Annotated in this window: 12 protein-coding genes, 1 tRNA gene and 3 rRNA genes; 6 read left to right on the top strand and 10 right to left on the bottom strand. The window is 34.2% G+C overall.

Annotated elements, in window-relative coordinates:
- Positions 1-62 precede the first annotated feature (62 nt).
- From rrf to ABXG81_RS06515, 10 genes are all read right to left on the bottom strand, one after another.
- Positions 63-179: ribosomal RNA gene (rrf, locus tag ABXG81_RS06470) — 5S ribosomal RNA — on the bottom strand.
- A gap of 318 nt (positions 180-497) precedes the next feature.
- Positions 498-3,649: ribosomal RNA gene (locus ABXG81_RS06475) — 23S ribosomal RNA — on the bottom strand.
- A 240-nt stretch (positions 3,650-3,889) separates the two neighbouring features.
- A tRNA-Ile gene (locus ABXG81_RS06480) sits at positions 3,890-3,966 on the bottom strand.
- A gap of 93 nt (positions 3,967-4,059) precedes the next feature.
- Positions 4,060-5,588: ribosomal RNA gene (locus ABXG81_RS06485) — 16S ribosomal RNA — on the bottom strand.
- The 16S, 23S and 5S rRNA genes sit together here with 1 tRNA gene alongside, the layout of an rRNA operon.
- Positions 5,589-6,369: 781 nt before the next feature.
- Positions 6,370-7,935, bottom strand: coding sequence for a CoA-transferase (locus ABXG81_RS06490; RefSeq protein WP_353528579.1), 1,566 nt, complete (start codon positions 7,933-7,935; stop codon positions 6,370-6,372).
- Positions 7,936-8,479: 544 nt separating this feature from the next.
- Positions 8,480-8,965 (bottom strand): peptide-methionine (S)-S-oxide reductase MsrA, encoded by a 486-nt coding sequence (gene msrA / locus ABXG81_RS06495; RefSeq protein ID WP_117522067.1) that lies wholly within the window; start codon positions 8,963-8,965, stop codon positions 8,480-8,482.
- Entirely contained in the window at positions 8,958-9,437 is a 480-nt protein-coding gene (locus ABXG81_RS06500) for a threonine/serine exporter family protein (protein ID WP_117522124.1), read from the bottom strand. The genes msrA and ABXG81_RS06500 overlap by 8 nt, the downstream gene beginning before the upstream one ends.
- Complete coding sequence (locus ABXG81_RS06505; protein ID WP_117522068.1) at positions 9,437-10,219, bottom strand: threonine/serine exporter family protein; 783 nt, start codon at positions 10,217-10,219, stop codon at positions 9,437-9,439. The genes ABXG81_RS06500 and ABXG81_RS06505 overlap by 1 nt, the downstream gene beginning before the upstream one ends.
- An 8-nt stretch (positions 10,220-10,227) precedes the next feature.
- The gene (locus ABXG81_RS06510; protein WP_117522069.1) at positions 10,228-11,010 is read right to left on the bottom strand and encodes a J domain-containing protein; all 783 of its coding nucleotides are present in this window, start codon (positions 11,008-11,010) and stop codon (positions 10,228-10,230) included.
- A 117-nt stretch (positions 11,011-11,127) separates the two neighbouring features.
- Positions 11,128-12,897: an ABC transporter ATP-binding protein gene (locus ABXG81_RS06515; protein WP_209814583.1), complete on the bottom strand. Its 1,770-nt coding sequence runs from the start codon at positions 12,895-12,897 to the stop codon at positions 11,128-11,130.
- 127 nt (positions 12,898-13,024) lie between these two features.
- Between ABXG81_RS06515 and ABXG81_RS06520 the strand changes: the two genes are divergently transcribed.
- From ABXG81_RS06520 to ABXG81_RS06545, 6 genes are all read left to right on the top strand, one after another.
- Positions 13,025-13,861, top strand: coding sequence for a sulfide/dihydroorotate dehydrogenase-like FAD/NAD-binding protein (locus ABXG81_RS06520; protein WP_353528581.1), 837 nt, complete (start codon positions 13,025-13,027; stop codon positions 13,859-13,861).
- Positions 13,854-15,275: an NADPH-dependent glutamate synthase gene (gltA, locus tag ABXG81_RS06525; RefSeq protein WP_353528582.1), complete on the top strand. Its 1,422-nt coding sequence runs from the start codon at positions 13,854-13,856 to the stop codon at positions 15,273-15,275. The genes ABXG81_RS06520 and gltA overlap by 8 nt, the downstream gene beginning before the upstream one ends.
- A gap of 139 nt (positions 15,276-15,414) precedes the next feature.
- Complete coding sequence (locus tag ABXG81_RS06530; RefSeq protein WP_181965152.1) at positions 15,415-17,784, top strand: metallophosphoesterase; 2,370 nt, start codon at positions 15,415-15,417, stop codon at positions 17,782-17,784.
- Between the two features lie 87 nt (positions 17,785-17,871).
- Positions 17,872-18,003 (top strand): hypothetical protein, encoded by a 132-nt coding sequence (locus ABXG81_RS06535; RefSeq protein WP_281063114.1) that lies wholly within the window; start codon positions 17,872-17,874, stop codon positions 18,001-18,003.
- Between the two features lie 345 nt (positions 18,004-18,348).
- Complete coding sequence (locus ABXG81_RS06540) at positions 18,349-19,248, top strand: metallophosphoesterase (RefSeq protein WP_353528583.1); 900 nt, start codon at positions 18,349-18,351, stop codon at positions 19,246-19,248.
- Between the two features lie 74 nt (positions 19,249-19,322).
- Positions 19,323-19,574: a hypothetical protein gene (locus tag ABXG81_RS06545; RefSeq protein ID WP_353528585.1), complete on the top strand. Its 252-nt coding sequence runs from the start codon at positions 19,323-19,325 to the stop codon at positions 19,572-19,574.
- Position 19,575 lies beyond the last annotated feature (1 nt).

Consider the following 19,575-nt stretch of genomic DNA (forward strand, 5'->3'; position numbering starts at 1 on the left):
AAATCTATACCATATTTTTCATTTTATATCTCACTAGCCAAAATGGCTAGCTGATATTAAATGTTCAGCAGCTTCCTACTCTACCGGGAGGTCACCCTCCGAGTACCATCGGCGTTAGTAAACTTAACTTCTGTGTTCGGTATGGGAACAGGTGTATCCTTACTGCCATCGCCACTGTATTTCTTGACCTAACCTGAAAACTTGTTTTCGTTGGTAGATCAAATGTCGCGAAATAGAAAACATGATGTCCGCACGCTATAGGACTGATTTCGTTCTGTAGCCGACCTGCCACGTTTTAAAGTTTTGGTTAGTATTTTTGAACCTATTAAATAGCCGCTCAGTTAAACTTACCATCATACGGATTGATTGTCCATACGATTGGTTCGTAAGTGTCTGCCAATCTTAAGACCTTCGCTCTTAACCATTGGGACACTCTGAACGAGGACCTACCATCATTTCATTTTTGATCAATTGGGTTAGGTCTCTCAACAATATTTCCAGTCAAGATTTAAAGTTTAGTATCCATTAGCTTAATACATTACTGCACTTACACCTTGGACCTATCAAACGTATTTTCTTTACGTACTCTTAGAAATCTTATCTTGAGGGTTGCTTCGTACTTAGATGCTTTCAGTACTTATCAGTGCCATACTTAGCTACCCAGCTATGCTCCTGGCGGAACAACTGGTACACCAGTGGTATGTCCATCCCGGTCCTCTCGTACTAAGGACAGGTCCTCTCAAATTTCTTACGCCCACGCTGGATAGGGACCGAACTGTCTCACGACGTTCTGAACCCAGCTCGCGTGCCTCTTTAATGGGCGAACAGCCCAACCCTTGGGACCTACTTCAGCCCCAGGATGAGACGAGCCGACATCGAGGTGCCAAACCTCCCCGTCGATGTGGACTCTTGGGGGAGATAAGCCTGTTATCCCCGGGGTAGCTTTTATCCGTTGAGCGATGGCCCTTCCATGCGGTGCCACCGGATCACTAAGTCCGTATTTCTACTCTGCTTGAGATGTATCTCTCGCAGTTAAGCTCGCTTTTGCCTTTGTACTCTTCGAATGGTTTCCGTCCATTCTGAGCGAACCTTTGAACGCCTCCGTTACTTTTTGGGAGGCGACCGCCCCAGTCAAACTGCCCGACTGACAATGTCCTTTGCCCCGATTAGGGGTCAATGTTAGAATTTTGATATTAGAGGGTTGGTATCCCAAGGTTGACTCAACCTACACTGGCGTGCAAGTTTCTTTGTCTCCCAACTATCCTGTACGTCTAATCTCAAAATCCAATATCAGCCTACAGTAAAGCTCCACGGGGTCTTTCCGTCCTAGCGTGGGTAAGTCGCATCTTCACGACTACTACAATTTCACCGGATCCTTTGTTGAGACAGTGCCCAAATCGTTACACCTTTCGTGCGGGTCGGAACTTACCCGACAAGGAATTTCGCTACCTTAGGACCGTTATAGTTACGGCCGCCGTTTACTGGGGCTTAAGTTCTAGCCTTCGCTTATGCTAAGCCTTCCCCTTAACCTTCCAGCACCGGGCAGGTGTCAGCTCCTATACTTCATCTTTCGATTTTGCAGAAACTTGTGTTTTTGGTAAACAGTCGCTTGGGCCTGGTTTCTGTGGCCAGATCGCTCTGGCTCCCCTTCTCCCGAAGTTACGGGGACATTTTGCCGAGTTCCTTAACAAAGGTTCTTCCGCGCGTCTTGGTATTCTCTACCTCCCTACCTGTGTCGGTTTTGGTACGGGCGCTTTTGTCTTGATAGTGACTTTTCTTGGCAATTTGAAATCGACTACTTCTCTACTCATGTTTTCGATACCTATCACACATCAGCTTTATGATTAGCGGATTTGCCTACTAATCGGCCTTTGTGCTTAGACTGCCTTCCATCGGGCAGATAGTTTATCCTCTTGCGTCATCACGTCTCTTATTGCGACTTTAAGCGGTACAGGAATATAAACCTGTTATCCATCGGCTACGCCTTTAGGCCTTGCCTTAGGTCCCGACTTTCCCTGAGGGGACGAGCCTTGCTCAGGAGTCCTTAGGGTTTCGACGGGAGTGATTCTCACACTCCTTATCGCTACTCATGCCAGCATTCTCTCTTGTATTAAGTCCACACTTGCTTTCGCTTAGGCTTCTTCCCTAATACAATGCTCCTCTACCACTGATAGAGTATTTAAATGCTTGGGTAAATACTTTGACGATATTTTAACCAGTTGTCATCTTAAACTTTTTGTTTTATGACTGTTCATTCGGTGATATCGTAGTTATATACAACTTACCATTTACTTGTGATATTTGCGTAAATAATTTTCGTTTATAACTCGTTTATCTTGATTGTATTGTTCAATATTTCCGTCTAAGTTTTACCTTTGTTTGCGCGTAGCTTTCTTGCCAATCGAGCTTTGCTCTCTTGGGAAAGCCTGCGGCTGACCTACTTTTGATTTATTTCATAAATCAAGTTAGGTCAAGCATTTAAATCCTCTATCAATCCGAAGCTTCGGTACTGAATTTTAGCCCCGTTTATTTTCGGCGCAAACCCACTTGACCAGTGAGCTATTACGCATTCTTTAAATGTATGGCTGCTTCTAAGCCAACGTCCTGGTTGTCTTAGTAGGTTCACATCCTTTTCCACTTAATCCAGATTTTGGGACCTTAGCTGTCGGTCTGGGCTCTTTCCCTTTCGACTTAGGAGCTTATCCCTCTAAGTCTGACTCCATGATCTGATTTTTTGGCATTCGGAGTTTGATAGGCTTTGGTACGGTTAGCCGCCCTAGGCCAGTCAGTGCTCTACCTCCTTAAATCTTTAATCATAGGCTAGCCCTAAAGCTATTTCGAGGAGAACCAGCTATCTCCGGGTTCGTTTGGTTTTTCGCCCCTATCCACAGTTCATCCGATGCGTTTTAAACCGCACCCGGTTCGAGCCTCCAGTGAATTTTACTTCACCTTCACTCTGACCATGGATAGATCACCCGGTTTCGGGTCTATCATATCTAACTTTCGCCCTATTAAGACTCGCTTTCGCTTTGGCTTCATCTCTTAAAGATTTAACCTTGCTATATATGATAACTCGCTGGCCCATTCTACAAAAGGTACGACATCAGGCTTTTGCCCTCTGTCTGCTTGTAGGCTTAAGGTTTCAGGTTCTGTTTCACTCCCCTTTCGGGGTTCTTTTCACCTTTCCCTCACGGTACTTGTTCGCTATCGGTCACATGTTAGTATTTAGCCTTAGGGGATGGTCCCCCTATCTTCACAGCAAATTTCTCGTGTTCACTGCTACTTGCCCCCACAATATATTTTCTTTTGTTTACAAGACTTTCACTTTCTTTGGTTCATTTTCCCAAATGATTCTACTAGAATATATATTTCTTACTGGGTTGGGCTGTTTTCTTTTCGCTCGCCGCTACTTGGAAAATCGAGTTTTCTTTCTTTTCCTCCTGCTACTTAGATGTTTCAGTTCGCAGGGTCTTACTTCATAAAGCTATGTATTCACTTTATGATGTCTGTGTCTTCCACAGACGGGTTTCCCCATTCGGATACCTAGGGGTCGATGCTTTTTGTGAGCTTTCCCTAGTTTTCGTTCACTTACGTCCTTCTTAGTCTTCATGTGCCAAGGCATTCACCTTAAGCCCTTTTCTTCTTGACTGGAAATATTGTTTGCTATTTAGTTTTAAGCTTATACTGAGTGAGTTCTAAATCTTAGATTTTGAATCATTTTAAAACTTATCCTTTACGATAAATGATAAGATATAATAATACATCTATATTTCAAAGAACGGTAATTTCTCATAGAAATTTAAAAATCAGTATAGCGGTTCAATATATTAAGTGTAATATTAACTTTACACTCATTTTAATTTTTTTCAATAGTTTAAGTATTAAACCTTGGTGGACCTGAGTAGACTCGAACTACCGACCTCACGCTTATCAGGCGTGCGCTCTAACCACCTGAGCTACAGGTCCAAGCAATTATCAAGTAACACTTTTTTTCTAAAGTTAGAGAATAACGTATCATTCTCTACCAATGGGAGCGTACCCCCATTGGTGTTCTCTTAGAAAGGAGGTGATCCAGCCGCACCTTCCGATACGGCTACCTTGTTACGACTTCACCCCAGTTACTGACCCTACCTTCGACTGCTGCGCCCCAAAGGGTTCGCTCACAGGCTTCGGGTATTGCCAACTTCCATGGTGTGACGGGCGGTGTGTACAAGACCCGGGAACGCATTCACCGCAGCATTCTGATCTGCGATTACTAGCAACTCCAACTTCATGCACTCGAGTTGCAGAGTGCAATCCGAACTGGGACAGGCTTTTTGAGTTTTGCTTAACTTCACAGTCTTGCTTCCCTGTGTACCTGCCATTGTAGCACGTGTGTAGCCCAAGTCATAAAGGGCATGATGATTTGACGTCATCCCCACCTTCCTCCGGTTTGTCACCGGCAGTATTACTAGAGTCCCCAACTTAATGATGGTAACTAGCAATAGGGGTTGCGCTCGTTATGGGACTTAACCCAACATCTCACGACACGAGCTGACGACAACCATGCACCACCTGTATTTTAGTTATCCGAAGATATAGGCAATTATCTCTAATTGCTTCTAAAATATGTCAAGACTTGGTAAGGTTCTTCGCGTTGCGTCGAATTAAACCACATGCTCCGCTGCTTGTGCGGGTCCCCGTCAATTCCTTTGAGTTTCACACTTGCGTGCGTACTCCCCAGGCGGAGTGTTTAATGCGTTTGCTGCGGCACCCAGATTTGACTCCAGACACCTAACACTCATCGTTTACGGCGTGGACTACCAGGGTATCTAATCCTGTTTGCTACCCACGCTTTCGTACCTCAGCGTCAGAAAATGGCCAGAAAGTCGCCTTCGCCACCGGTATTCCTCCTAATATCTGCGCATTCCACCGCTACACTAGGAATTCCACTTTCCCTTCCATCTCTCAAGCTAAATAGTTTTAGAAGCTTACTATAGTTGAGCTATAGCCTTTGACTTCTAACTTTTCTAGCCGCCTACGTACCCTTTACGCCCAATGATTCCGGACAACGCTCGGTCCTTACGTATTACCGCGGCTGCTGGCACGTAATTAGCCGGACCTTATTCGTATAGTACTGTCATTTTCTTCCTATACAAAAGATTTTTACAACCCGAAGGCCTTCTAAATCACGCGGCGTCGCTGCATCAGGGTTTCCCCCATTGTGCAAAATTCCCCACTGCTGCCTCCCGTAGGAGTCTGGGCCGTGTCTCAGTCCCAATGTGGCCGTACACTCTCTCAAGCCGGCTACTGATCGTTGCCTTGGTGGGCTTTTATCTCACCAACTAGCTAATCAGACGCAAGTCCATCTTACACCGCTATCACTTTGACCATAATTGCATGTGCTTTTATGGTTTTATAGGGTATTATTCTTCGTTTCCAAAGGCTATCCCCTTGTGTAAGGCAGGTTACTCACGCGTTACTCACCCGTTCGCCACTAATCCGCTTTAATTCTCCCCGAAGGGTTCATTAAAGTTTCATCGTTCGACTTGCATGTGTTATGCACGCCGCCAGCGTTAATCCTGAGCCAGGATCAAACTCTCATGAAAAATATTTTATCTACTTAACGTAGTTTTATTTTTTTATTCATAAAAGCTTTTTTGATTCAAGCTCTTCATTTACACTGATTTTTTCAATCAATGCGTGATTTATATTTATCCTAATCTATATACAAATAGATTGGAATCATTATTTAAGGTTACTCAAATTAATTGCTTTAAGTTTAATTACTATTTAATTATAGATAAGCTATTGCTTATCTGGTTCATTGTGTCATCAAATATAAATTTGATGGATGAGTACCCATTTTTTGGATATTTCATCAAGTTTTTTCGTCGTTTCTTAACGACAAGATATATAATACCATGATATTTTTACCTTGTCAACAGTTTTTTTATTTTTTATTAAGTATATTGTACATCACCCAATATTAGTATAAGAAAGTACTAGATTTCTTTGTTTGCATATCTTATAATATTTTTTTATATAATTTATAATTTATTTTTCAAAATTTTTATTTAGCTTATATAAATAAAAACGTGTATATAAAATAAAAGCTGTTACAATTAAACAAATAACTATCATTTAATTGTTTGATTAAACTCATATATAACTTGAATCTTGGATCATAAGTAATTAAAACAAATTATCATAAAAAGTTCCAAACAATAATGAATTGATTTATTTATTATGCAACAGCCTTTTTATCATCTTATTATTTTAAGCTTAATGCCAGCCATTTATCTTAATTTCATTCCAAAATATTATAAGAAATTAATAAGTAAGCCTAACATAAAATCAAGAAATGCTTTTTATAGTTTTAATAAAATATTAATTATCTTCTTCTATTAATTTTTTCAAACCCATTATTTCTTCTTTAAAAATCGTTTCGTCCATAGTCTTTACATCTTTTACTATTGGTTCAAAATCCATTAAATCTAAAATATCTTTATTTATATCTATACCTGGAGCTATCTCCTTTAATTCTATACCTTCTTTTGTCAATTCGAAAACTGCTCTTTCAGTTATATAGAGTACTGGCTGTCCTATTTCCAAAGCATAGTCTCCAGAAAAAGTTATTTGATCTACCTCATTTACAATTTTTTTTATTTTTCCTTCTTGATCTATTATTATCTTCTCATTTTCAATGTGAGATTTAAAACCGCCAGATGTAAATGTTCCACAAAAAACTACTTTCTTAGAATTTTGACTAATATCAATAAAGCCTCCACACCCTGCTATATTATCTCCAAACTTAGAAACGTTTATATTTCCTCTTTTATCCATTTGAGCAAGACCAAGAAATGTAACATCTAATCCTCCACCATCATAAAAATCAAATTGTGTAGGTTCATCAAGAATACAATCAGCATTTACAGTAACGCCAAAATCATTTCCGCCAGCAGGTATACCTCCAATCGTTCCAGCCTCTGTGGTTAATCTCATACTGTCTAGATCTTCCTCTTTTGCCACTTGTGCAACTCCTTCTGGCATACCAATTCCAAGATTTACTATTGAATTAGGAACAAGTTCCATAGCAGCTCTACGAGCAATAATTTTTCTATCTGAAAGTTCCATTGGTTTTAGGATATCAAGGTCTTCTCTAACCTCACCTGAATATGCTGGGTTATACCAAGTACCTAATGTTTGTTTGTGGTTTCCTTCTTCTGCTATAACTATAGCATCAATATATATACCTGGTATTTTTATTAATCTAGCATCAAGAGAATCTTTTTCTACAACATTTTCTACTTGTAAGATAACTTTTCCACCAGAATTTTTTGTAGCTTGAGCAATTTGTAAGCTTTCAGTATAAACACCTTCTCTAGATAATGTAGCATTGCCTTCTATATCAGCATAACTAGCTCTAATAAAGGCTACATCAATCTTCATGCTTGGATATAAAAGTCGTTCTTCACCTTTGATATCAATTAACTCAACTATATCCTCTTTTGCTAATTCATTTAACTTGCCACCTTCTATTCTTGGATCAACGAATGTTTTTAAACCCACTTTGGTTATCAAACCGTCAGAACCAGATGCAATTTCTCTAAATAATTTAGAAATAACGCCTTGTGGTAAATTATATCCTGCAGCCTTATTTTCCATTATTAATTTTTTGAGTCTAGGTTCTAAATTAAAGTGACCTCCAATAACTTTTTTAACTAAACCCTCTTCACCAAAATGATTAAGTCCAAGCTTATCTCCATCTCCTTGTCCTGCAGCGTATATGAGAGTTAGATCCTTTGGGTGACCAGTATCTAGATACCTTTTTTGTAAATCTAAAGTTAGCTGTTCTGGATGACCAGCGCCAACAAATCCTCCGACTGCTATTACGTCTCCATCATCTACAAATTGTTCTACCGCTTGTCTACCTGTCATTATTAGTTTTTCCATAAAGACCTCCTTTTAATTGAAAAGAATTACCTAACAACTCTTTTGGAAAACGATTTTCCTAATACGTTAGAACTTTGCTTAATTTAATTATAACTAAAAGTGAATTTTTTGTCAATTTATAATGCTTCCAGCTAAATAAATTAATCAATATTTGTATACGAATTTTTATAAGTAACTAAGAATCTATTTTACATATATTATTACGATTATATTAATGAAGATAAAAATTTTTATAAGAAAAAAGAAAAATAAATTAATTATTATATCGTAAGAACTATACATTAGTATTTTTTTCATTTTTCACTTAATATTATTAGACATCTTTAGATAAAATTTGTTCTAATTTATAAGTCTTTCTATTTTAAGATATTGTTTATGCTAAACTTTGATATACTATTACTAAATAACCCTACTTAATCTTATTTTTATTATAATACATTTAAAATCATATTAATTACAAGCCGTATAATGATATGATTAAAGACATTAATACAACTTGTAATTATTTTTAAAGTCATCTTAAAATTAATTACTTTAATTATAATTAAATATTAGGCCTATCATTTAAATTGATATGGCAATAACCAGTTGGATTTTTTTCTAAATAATTTTGATGGTACTCTTCTGCAAGTACAAAGTTTTTTAATTTTTCTACTTCTATTTGGATCTCTTGATTTTCTTCTTTTTGCTTTTTACTTATAAATTTTCTTACAAGTTCTAGAGTATCTTGATCTTGTGAATAAATCCCCGTTCTATATTGGCGACCTCTATCATTGCCTTGTTTGTTGACACTAAATGGATCTACTATATGATATAAATATTCTAAGATCTTTTCTAGACTTATTATCCTATCATCATATTTTAAATAAACAGTTTCTGCATGGTCTGTTTCATTTACTTTTTCATAAGTTGTAGCATCAGTTTTTCCATTAGCATAACCTACTTTGGTATCTACTATGCCATCTATACTTTTAAAGTATGCTTCAACACCCCAAAAACAACCGCCAGCTAAATATATTTCTTTAATCATGTTTTTTTCTTCTCCTCAAATAATTTGTTCTCTTTGTAGATCTTGTTCTATACGATTTTAGTGATTTCGAGAATGAACTTGCTAATAATACTCCAAACGCAATAGAACCTGCTATAGCAACTGCTTTATAAAAGCTTGTTATTGCATTTACTGTTTCATTATTTATAAAAAATTTCATTGTATTGTATATCGCTTCACCTGGACATAAATTAATTATTCCCGGAAATATAAAAACTGATGCAGGAAATCTCAATTTTCTAGCTAGTATTTCTGAAAGGATTGCTATTATCATTGAAGATATAAAATTTGCCAAATATATATTACCTAAATTATTTAATATGAACTTATAAATTATCCAACAAATTCCTCCATTTATGCCTGAAACTAACAAAGTTTTCTTGGGTATAGAAAACACCAAACCAAAACCTATTGACGATAATACACTTACTACAAATTCTAATAGATACTTCATTATATTAAATATTCCCAAATTCCTATTGGCATAGCAACTCCTAAAGCTAGAGCTGTAGAAATTAATATTGCCATGGTTGCGGCTGTCATTCCACTTAGTGCATCTCCACTCATCAGATCTCTTACTGCATTTGTTATCATAATACCTGGAACGAAGGCCATCATAGCACTAATTATAACTACATTTATAGTCACTCCTGTAAAAAAGTGTAATATTAGAGTTACAAGTGAAACTAATGCTCCATATAAGAAATGAACTACGAAATAATTTAGTTCATTTTCAACTAAGAATAATGAGAATACATATCCTATAAAACCTACAACAAGGGAAGATATTATCTCACTTATACCTGCTCCTAGAAGAATAGAATAAGCTCCTGCAGCTACTGTAGCTCCTAAAATCTTTAAAGCTGTAGAGGTGCTTTTTGACTTTTTAATTTTATCTATCTCTAAAAGAGCTTGGTCTAAAGTATACTTACCTGCAGCAAAATTTCTTGAAAAGGTATTTACTTTATCTACATAATGTAGATTATTTCCGCGTTCCTTAACTCTCCTCATGTTGCTATAAATCTTTCCATTATAGCTAAATGATATCATTATTACATTAAAAGATGAAAATACATCTACATCTTTCATGGATTCTTTTGACCTTAAGATCCTTTCAACAGTATCCTCAACTCTGTATATTTCTGCGCCATTTGCAAGCATCAAAGCTCCAGCATCTGCTGCTATCTCTGATAATACAACAGCATCTTCTATAGAAGTTAATTTTTCATGAGCCATATTAATTCCTAACTAAAATTTTGCTTGTACTTTCTAATATTTTCTTCTGTTAAAAATTCGTAAGCATCATTAACTTTTGTAAACATGTCAGTAGCGTTTGGATCCTTGTTTATATCTGGATGATATTTTTTAGCAAGCTTCCTATAGTTTAATTTTACTTCATATATATCAGTATCATAGTTTAGTCCTAAAACCTTACAAGATTTCTCATATTTTTCCTTAAAACCAATATTATTAACTCCAGAATAGTTTCCACCAAAATTCCCTTGATCATATGAGCCACCTTGATATCCGCCAGAATAAGTTCTCTGATTACTATATCCAAATCCTCTCACAAATTCTTCGAATTTACGATTCATCTCTTCTTGCTGACGACGAGCTTCTTCTTCTCTTGCTCTTCTTTCAGCTTGTTCCTTTTCATATTTATATTTATTTGAATAATCAGAAATACTATCATAACCTACTTTTGTTCCAGTAATCATTGAGTCTGCTCTATCATACATCCACTCAGTTATTGTATAGTTTAAGTACCTTAATAAAGATATAAATTTGGGTCCTAATATAGGTATAAATATTACTGCAAATATAAAATAAGTTACATCCTTAGGTAGGAATAACGGTATTATAGGAAATATAAAAATTGTTGAGCATCCTATAATAAATATTCCAAATAGTAATTGTCTAATGCCCTCAAAGGTAACTACTATTACGTTCATTATATTAATCAGGACATTAAATATCGTTCCAAGAACTGTGGCAAGTCCATGTATAAATTTTCCAAAAAACTTCATTTTATTAATTCTCCATTCTCTAAAATTATATCAGAGATTTCAAAGTTTCCAAATTAAAAAGGGATTTTGCAATAGATCGATTAATCTATAGATCTATAATGCAAAATCCCCTATATTTTATCCAAATAATTCTTCGTTATTACTATTATATAAATTGTAATATTTACCTTTTTTAGCCAGTAATTCCTTGTGATTTCCTCTTTCTACAATTCCATCGTAGGTTAATACAAGTATTTCATCTGCATTTATAATAGTTGATAATCTATGAGCGATAGTTATTGTTGTCCTTCCTTCAGATAAATTCTCCAAAGACTTTTGAACTATTGCTTCGCTCTTATTATCTAAGGCACTGGTTGCTTCATCTAAAATTAGTATTGGAGGATTTTTAAGAAAAACTCTAGCTATAGAAATTCTTTGCTTTTGTCCACCGGAAAGTTTTACTCCTCTTTCTCCTATATAAGTATCAAATCCATATGGTAAATCATTTATGAATTCTGTGGCACCAGCAAGTTCTGCTGCCCTTATTATCTCCTCATCTGTAGCATCATCCTTACCATATCGAATGTTATCCTTAACTGTTCCACCAAATAAATAAACATCTTGTTGGACAATACCTATATTATCTCTCAACGATTCTAAAGTAATATCCTTAATATCCTTATCATCAATTTTAATTGACCCTCTATCTATATCATAAAATCTTGGAATTAACTTTGATATAGTTGTCTTGCCAGCACCTGATGGCCCTACAAGAGCAATGTTTTCACCCACATTTACATTAAAGTTTATGTTCTCTAATACATATGGTTCATCTTCTCTAGTTTCTGGATATTTAAAGTATACATTATCAAATTCTATTTTACCTGAAACATCATCTAACTTTATAGCTTGATCATCATCAAAAATAGTATTATCCATATCCATAACTTCTACAAATCTTTCAATACCAGTAGCTCCTGCTTGGTATACATCTGTAAAATTAATCAAGCGTTCAATTGCTGCAACAAGCATATTTAAATACATTGTAAATGCAATCAAATTGCCTGGACTTATTTTGTCATTAATAACAAAATAACCACCTACAAAAATCAAAATAGCATACATCAGACCTGAAAAGGCTTCATTTATCATAAAGAAACCAGCCATATCATAGTATCTTTCTTTTTTGATATCTACAAATTTATCGTTACTTATTTCGAATTTTGATTTTTCAATTTCTTCATTGGCAAAAGATTTTACCACTGATATACCTAATAATGTATCTTCTACCCCTGAGTTAATATCTCCTATCTGTTTTTTTACATTCAAAGTAGCTTCTCTAAATTCTTTACGTTTTTTACTAGAAACTACAAACATAATTGGAATAATAACATATATGATAAGTGCTAGCTTCCAATTAATAGTGAGTAAAACTATAAACGATATAATAAGCTTAAGAGCTCCTACCAAAAATTCCTCTGGAACATGGTGTGCAAATTCTGTTATATCGAATAAATCAGTAGTAATTCTACTCATTAACACACCAATTTTTGTTTCATTAAAAAACTCAGTATCCATGGTGAGCAAATGATTAAATACATCAGAGCGCATATCTCGTTCAATCTTTGCCCCCATTATATGACCTAAAGATTGCATAAAATATCTAGCAGCTAACTCAAGTATTTTAGTTAAAACAAATATAATACCTACTTTAGTAACTCGACTAACATCGAGTAGACCCATCTGGGCCCAATCAGTAAGATATGATAAAAGAATTGGTAATACTAAGCTTGATACAGTAGTTAAAGCTGCAGCTAATAAATCAGCAGTTAATATATTTTTATAAGGTCTATAATATGGTTTAAACCTTTTTAGCAATTCTTTATTTTTATAAGATTTCTTCTCCATTAATCCTCCTTAACTAATAATAATTATTATTTTCAATAACATAACTTTACCATACTTTATGAAAAATTACTAAGTATATCTATTGAAATTTAAAAAATGCTTTGCTAATATAATAACAGGAGGTTATATGGCTAGAATAATTGAAAAAACTAATCTTAATGAAAATACAATTAAATTTGTAGTCAATGCTCCAAATATTGCTAGGAGAGCTTTACCAGGGCAATTTATCATACTAAGATTAGATGAAAAGGGAGAAAGAGTTCCTTTTACAATATCATCTACAGATGAAGAAAACGTTACAATAATTGTTCAGATTGTAGGCAGAACTACTATGAGAATGGATAAACTTAAGGCTGGTGATGGATTCTTAGATTTTGTAGGACCGCTGGGAATACCCACAGAATTAGATAATCTAAAAGGAAAAAATGTTTGTGTAGTTGGAGGAGGACTCGGAACTGCTATAGCCTACCCACAGGCTAAGTACTTACATGATATAGGAGCCCATGTAGATGTTATAACAGGATTTAAAAATAAAGACTTAATACTTTTAGAAAATGAATTAAGGGAAAAAAGCGAGAACTTATATATAAGTACAGATGACGGTTCATACGGCTATCACGGATTTGTAACTGAGATTTTACAAGATAATATTGATAAAGGCAAGAAATACGATCATATCTTAGCAATAGGTCCGGTCATAATGATGAAAAATATTGTTGAAGTTGCTAGGCCTTATAAAATTCCTACAACAGTTAGTATGAATTCTACTATGGTTGATGGAACAGGAATGTGCGGATGTTGTAGGATAAGTGTAGATGGAGAAATGAAATTTGCATGTGTTGACGGTCCGGATTTTGATGGCTACAAAATTGACTTTAATGAAGCTATGAATAGATCTAGAACTTACATAAAAGAAGAAAGAGATCATGTGTGCAATATAACTGGGGAGATTAGAAATGGCTGATTATAAAATAAATATGAGTAAAGAAAAAGTTAAGATGCCAGAGCAAGACCCAAATATTAGAAATAAAAATTTTAAAGAAGTCACTCTAGGCTATACTTTAGAAATGGCTCAAAAAGAAGCCACTAGATGTTTACAATGTAAAAACGCACCATGTATGAGTGGATGTCCAGTTTCAGTTCATATCCCAGAATTTATAAATTACTTAGTAGCAGGAAATCTAGAAAATGCTTATGACGCAATATCTTTTACAAATAATCTTCCAGCAATATGCGGCAGAGTTTGTCCTCAAGAAGTTCAGTGCGAAGGCGTATGTACTCGCGGTATAAAAAGTGAACCAGTTGCTATTGGTAGACTTGAAAGATTTATAGCAGATTGGTACATGAACAATTCCTACAATAAACCAGTAGAAGTCACAAGCCAAAATGCTAAAGTAGCTGTAATAGGAGCTGGACCATCTGGACTATCTGCTGCGTCTGATCTTGCAAAAATGGGCTATCAAGTAGTACTTTTTGAAGCTTTTCATGCAGCTGGTGGTGTATTAATGTATGGTATACCAGAATTTAGATTACCAAAAGAACTCGTTCAAAAAGAACTTAAAAACGTTATAGGACTAGGTGTTAAACTTCAAACTAATACTATAGTAGGAAGAACAATATCCTTAAACGATTTATTCGACCAAGGATTTGAATCAATCTATATTTCAACTGGGGCAGGACTACCATCATTTTTAGGAATAGATGGAGAAAATTTAAATGGTGTATACTCTGCAAATGAATTTTTAACAAGGATAAATCTAATGAAAGCATATAAATTTCCAGAATATGATACACCTGTGCATATAGGAAAAAAAGTATGCATTGTAGGTGGAGGAAATGTAGCAATGGATGCAGCAAGATCAGCTAAAAGACTTGGTGCAGATGTAACTGTTGTATATAGAAGAAGCTTTGATGAAATGCCAGCTAGAATTGAAGAAAGCCACCATGCTATGGAGGAGGGAGTAAATTTTATGAATCTCCATAATCCAGTAGAAATATTAGGCAATGATGGATGGGTTAATGCTGTTAAACTTGAAAAGATGAATCTAGGTCAAGCAGATAATTCAGGAAGGCGCCGTCCTATTCCAACAGGAGAATATGAAGAAGTAAAATTTGACTCTGTAATAGTCTCTATAGGACAAAGTCCAAATCCTCTTATAAAACAAACTAATGATGATATCAAGACAGAAGATTGGGGCGGAATAATTGTTAATAAAGACTCTACAATGACAAGTAAAGATGGAGTATTTGCTGGTGGAGATGCAGTTAGTGGTGCAGCCACAGTAATACTTGCCATGGGTGCTGGTAAAAAAGCAGCTATTAATATTGATAAATATATAAAAGAGAAAAGAAATAAAGTAAAAGAAGAGCTCAATTAAATTTGAGTTCTTTTTTTATCACAATATTTATAAATCTTTATATATATTTAATAATTTTTACATATATTTTACACATTTATATTACTGATTTTATAAATATCTTTTACAATTATTTTGAAAATATATTAGGAGGATGTTGATGAAACAAAATAATAAACTAGTAGTTGCCCTACTTATTGCAGGTGTAACAAGTGCAGTATTCCCTGCTACAACTTCATTTGCAGATGATGCTAATGTAGAATCTAAAGAAATGATTGTAGATGATGTAAAAACTAATGAAACAAGTGATAATCTAAGCTTAGATTCAGCTCAATCTAGTGAAAATAATTCTAATGAAGACGAAAAATCAATAAATAAAAAAATTGAAAAAGATTTTTTTGAATTTCAAGATGATGAAGTAACCTTCCCTAAAAATGAAAAAAACACTAGAGAATCTGATGGAACAAATAAATTTAATAGAGCCACAGAAACTGAAAGAGAAACATTTGGAGAAGATAAAAACGTCACAAATATAGATCCAGCAGTTAGCAAAAAATTAGAAGAAACTAATGGAGAATACGGTAAAAAAGACGGAGCTTATGCTAACAATAACCTTAAAGCAATAACAACAGACATTAAAGATGTTGTTGTAAATCCAGGCAGAAATGAAAATGAAGTAGCTATTACTTGGTTTGCAAAAGGCGATGTTAATAAAGATTCAAGATTAATATTTGATGGTAAAGCTTATACTCCTATAAGATCAAGAAAAACAGGTGACTCAAATGGATATAGTACATATACATCACTTGTAAGTATTACACCAGGAAAAAGCTACAAATATCATGTGGAAACTGGTTCTTATAAGTCTAAAGAATATACACTAAAAACTAAAGCTTTAGGTAAAAATAATGAATTTAATGTTTCCTATTTTGGAGATCCTCAAATAGGATCTGGCGATAGTGTTTGGTCTGCTGCTGGCTTAGATAAGAACACTCAAGCAAAAATTGAACAAGATAAAGTTGACTTTGCAAAAACACTAGAAACAGCAAAAAAAACAGATCCACACTTCTTTTTATCAATGGGAGATAATGTAGAAATTGCAGGATACGAAGCTGAATATGATTATTTCTTAGATAATGATATGTTTAGAGAAAGAATATTCTCATCAGTTGTAGGAAATCATGAAACATATATAGATCCAGAAGATTCCACTCAACAAAATACAACATTCTCTGATCATTTTTATCTACCAAATGAAAGTAATCTTGGTTCTATTTCAAGAATAAATGAAGATGGTACACCATTTTATATACCTGGTGATTACTATTACACATATGGAGATACTCTTTTCCTTAATATTAACTCAAATGTAATAGATTCTAATCAACACAAGGCTTTCATTGAACAAGCTATAGCGCAAGCTACAAAAGATCATGGTAAAAATTTCTCATGGAAGGTTGTATCATTCCACCATGCTCCATATTCTACAGCAACACATACTTCAGATGTAGATATACTACTTAGAAGAAAAGAATTAGTAAAAATTTTTAATGATAATGGCATCGATGTTGTACTAAATGGACACGATCACATTTATGCTAGAACTGGCCAAATGGTTGCTGGAGAACAAGCACTAAGCTTTGTTGATGCATATGGTACAGAACCTAGTGATGAAAACGCTGGTATAGAAAAAGGATTCTCTAAAACATATAATAATAAAATTTATAAAAATGGAAAAGTAATAGTAGATGGAATCAATCTTGACTATGACAAATACGAAGTAACAAACCCACGTGGAACAATGTTCTTAACAATGTCTACATCTGCTGGTTCAAAATACTATAATCCAATCGGTGAAGATCAATGGTTTGTTGTTAGAAGTCTAGACGATAGAAGTCAATTATTCTCTAACTTAACATTTAGCAAGAACCACTTTAGTCTAGTAACAATGGATCAATCTGGAAAAGTTGTCGATAGATATCGTATTAATAAAACTGATGAATTTATCAATAATCCTAATATGAATACCACAAAAGTTTCTAACGATAAACTAGAAGCTTGTATAAATCAAGCTAAAAATTTAAAACCAATTTCAGATAATGAAAATGTAAGCTTATATGTAGATGCAATTCAATCAGCTGAAACAGTATTAAATTCAAAAACAGCTAGTCAAGAAGAAGTAGATGCTGCGATCGGCGCACTACAAACTAGATTATCATCAGTTGAATTTATAGAAGAAAATAAAGATAATATAGACAATAAAGAAAATATTGCTGATAAAACAGATAATAAAGCAGATAAAAATACTACGAAAGTAGTAGATAATAAAACTAGCAAAAAATCTAAAAAGGTAGCAACAACATCAATCAAAGCTCCAAAATCAAACAAAAAAATAGCAAGTAAATCAAGTAATAAAATAGCAAATAAATCAAACAATCCAAAAACTGGTATAGGTGCCCTAACTGGTGTATATGCAACATTATCACTAGCAAGTGCTGGTTTGTTTGCAAGCAAGAAAAATAAAAACTAAAATTTAAAAATACATTGCACCTCTATTTGATAGAGGTGTTTTTATTATACAATTAAAATATCACTTATATATTCAGGAGAAAAACTAATGAAAAATAATAATAAATTAATCGTTGCTCTAATCATAGCTAGTACAGCTACTACCCTATTACCTACTAGTAATTCATATGCAACAGAAAAAATAGAGCAAACAGAAACGAATCTAGTTGAGAGCAAATAGCAAGTAGATACTAATATTGATAAATCTTTAGAAAAAAAATCAGATAAAGAAAATCCTCAAAATGATAATGACATTGAATTTCCAACAGAATCTGCCAAAGATGATGAATTTAACGATGAAATAAATGAAAGTTCATTAAGAGAAGATGATGGAACAGATATTTCTAATAGAGCTCAAAGCACAGATAGAAAAACTTTTGGTCAAGATAAAAATATAATAAATATTGACCCAGAAGTTAAGAAAAATCTTAAAGAAACCAATGGCGAATATGGAAAATCTGGTGGAGCTTATGCAGATAATAATCTAAAAGCTATAACTACACCAATAAAAGACATTGTCGTAAATATGGGTCAAAATGAAAATGAAGTAGCTATAACTTGGTTTGCCAAAGGAGATGTAGATAATAATTCAAATTTAATCTTCGACGGCAAAACTTATCCATCTATAAGATCAAGAAAAACAAGTGATTCTAATGGCTACAGCACATATACTGCAATTGCAAATGTAAGGCCAGGAAATACTTATACTTATTATGTTCAAACAGGAAACTACAGATCAGATGTTTATACTTTAAAAATTAAATCTTTTGGCAAAAATAATGAATTTGACGTTGTCGCTTTTGGAGATCCACAAATAGGATCAGGAGATAGTGTCTGGAAATCAGTTGGGCTTGATAGTAATACTCAAGGAAAAGTTGATCAAGACATAATTGATTTTGGAAAATCATTAAAGAAAGCAAGAGAAATCAATCCATCTTTCTACTATTCAATGGGAGATAATGTACAAGTAGCTGGATTTGAAGGAGAATTTGATTATTTCTTAAATAACCCAATATTTAGAGAAAGAGTTTTTTCAACTATAGCAGGTAATCATGAGTTAAAAGTAGATAAAAATGATACTAGTCAGGAAAATACAGCATTTGCAGATCATTTTTATCAACCAAATTTAACAGAATATGGTCAAACTTTAAATATAAATGATGACAGAACAAAAACATTTATTCCTGGAGACTACTATTACACATATGGTGATACACTTTTCTTAAATCTAAATACAAATAACAAAAACTCACTAGAGCATAAAACATTCATTGAAGAAGCTATCAAAGAAGCTACAAAAAAACGTGGAAGTAACTTCTCATGGAAAGTTGTAAGTTTCCACCATGCTCCTTACTCAACAGCAACTCATACTGAAGATCAACTCATACTGAAGATAAAGATATCCTTCAAAGACGTCATGAGTTAGTAAGAATTTTTAATGAAAATGATATAGATATAGTACTTGGAGGCCATGATCACATATATGCAAGAAGTAATCAAATGCTAGCCGGAGAACAAGCGTTAGAATTTGAAAAAGCCTACGGAATTAAAGAATCTGATAAAAATGCTAAAGTCGAAAATAACTATACAAGTACATACAATAACCAAATATATAAAAACGGAAAAGTTGTAGTCGATGGTATAGGTCTAGACTATAATAGAAAAGAAGTTACAAATCCACGTGGAACCTTATTTTTAACACTAGCCTCTGCATCAGGAAGTATCCAATTGGTGAGCAACAATGGTTCGTAAA

It is taken from the genome of Anaerococcus nagyae (genome assembly GCF_040364225.1).
GTDB classification, from domain to species: domain Bacteria; phylum Bacillota; class Clostridia; order Tissierellales; family Peptoniphilaceae; genus Anaerococcus; species Anaerococcus nagyae.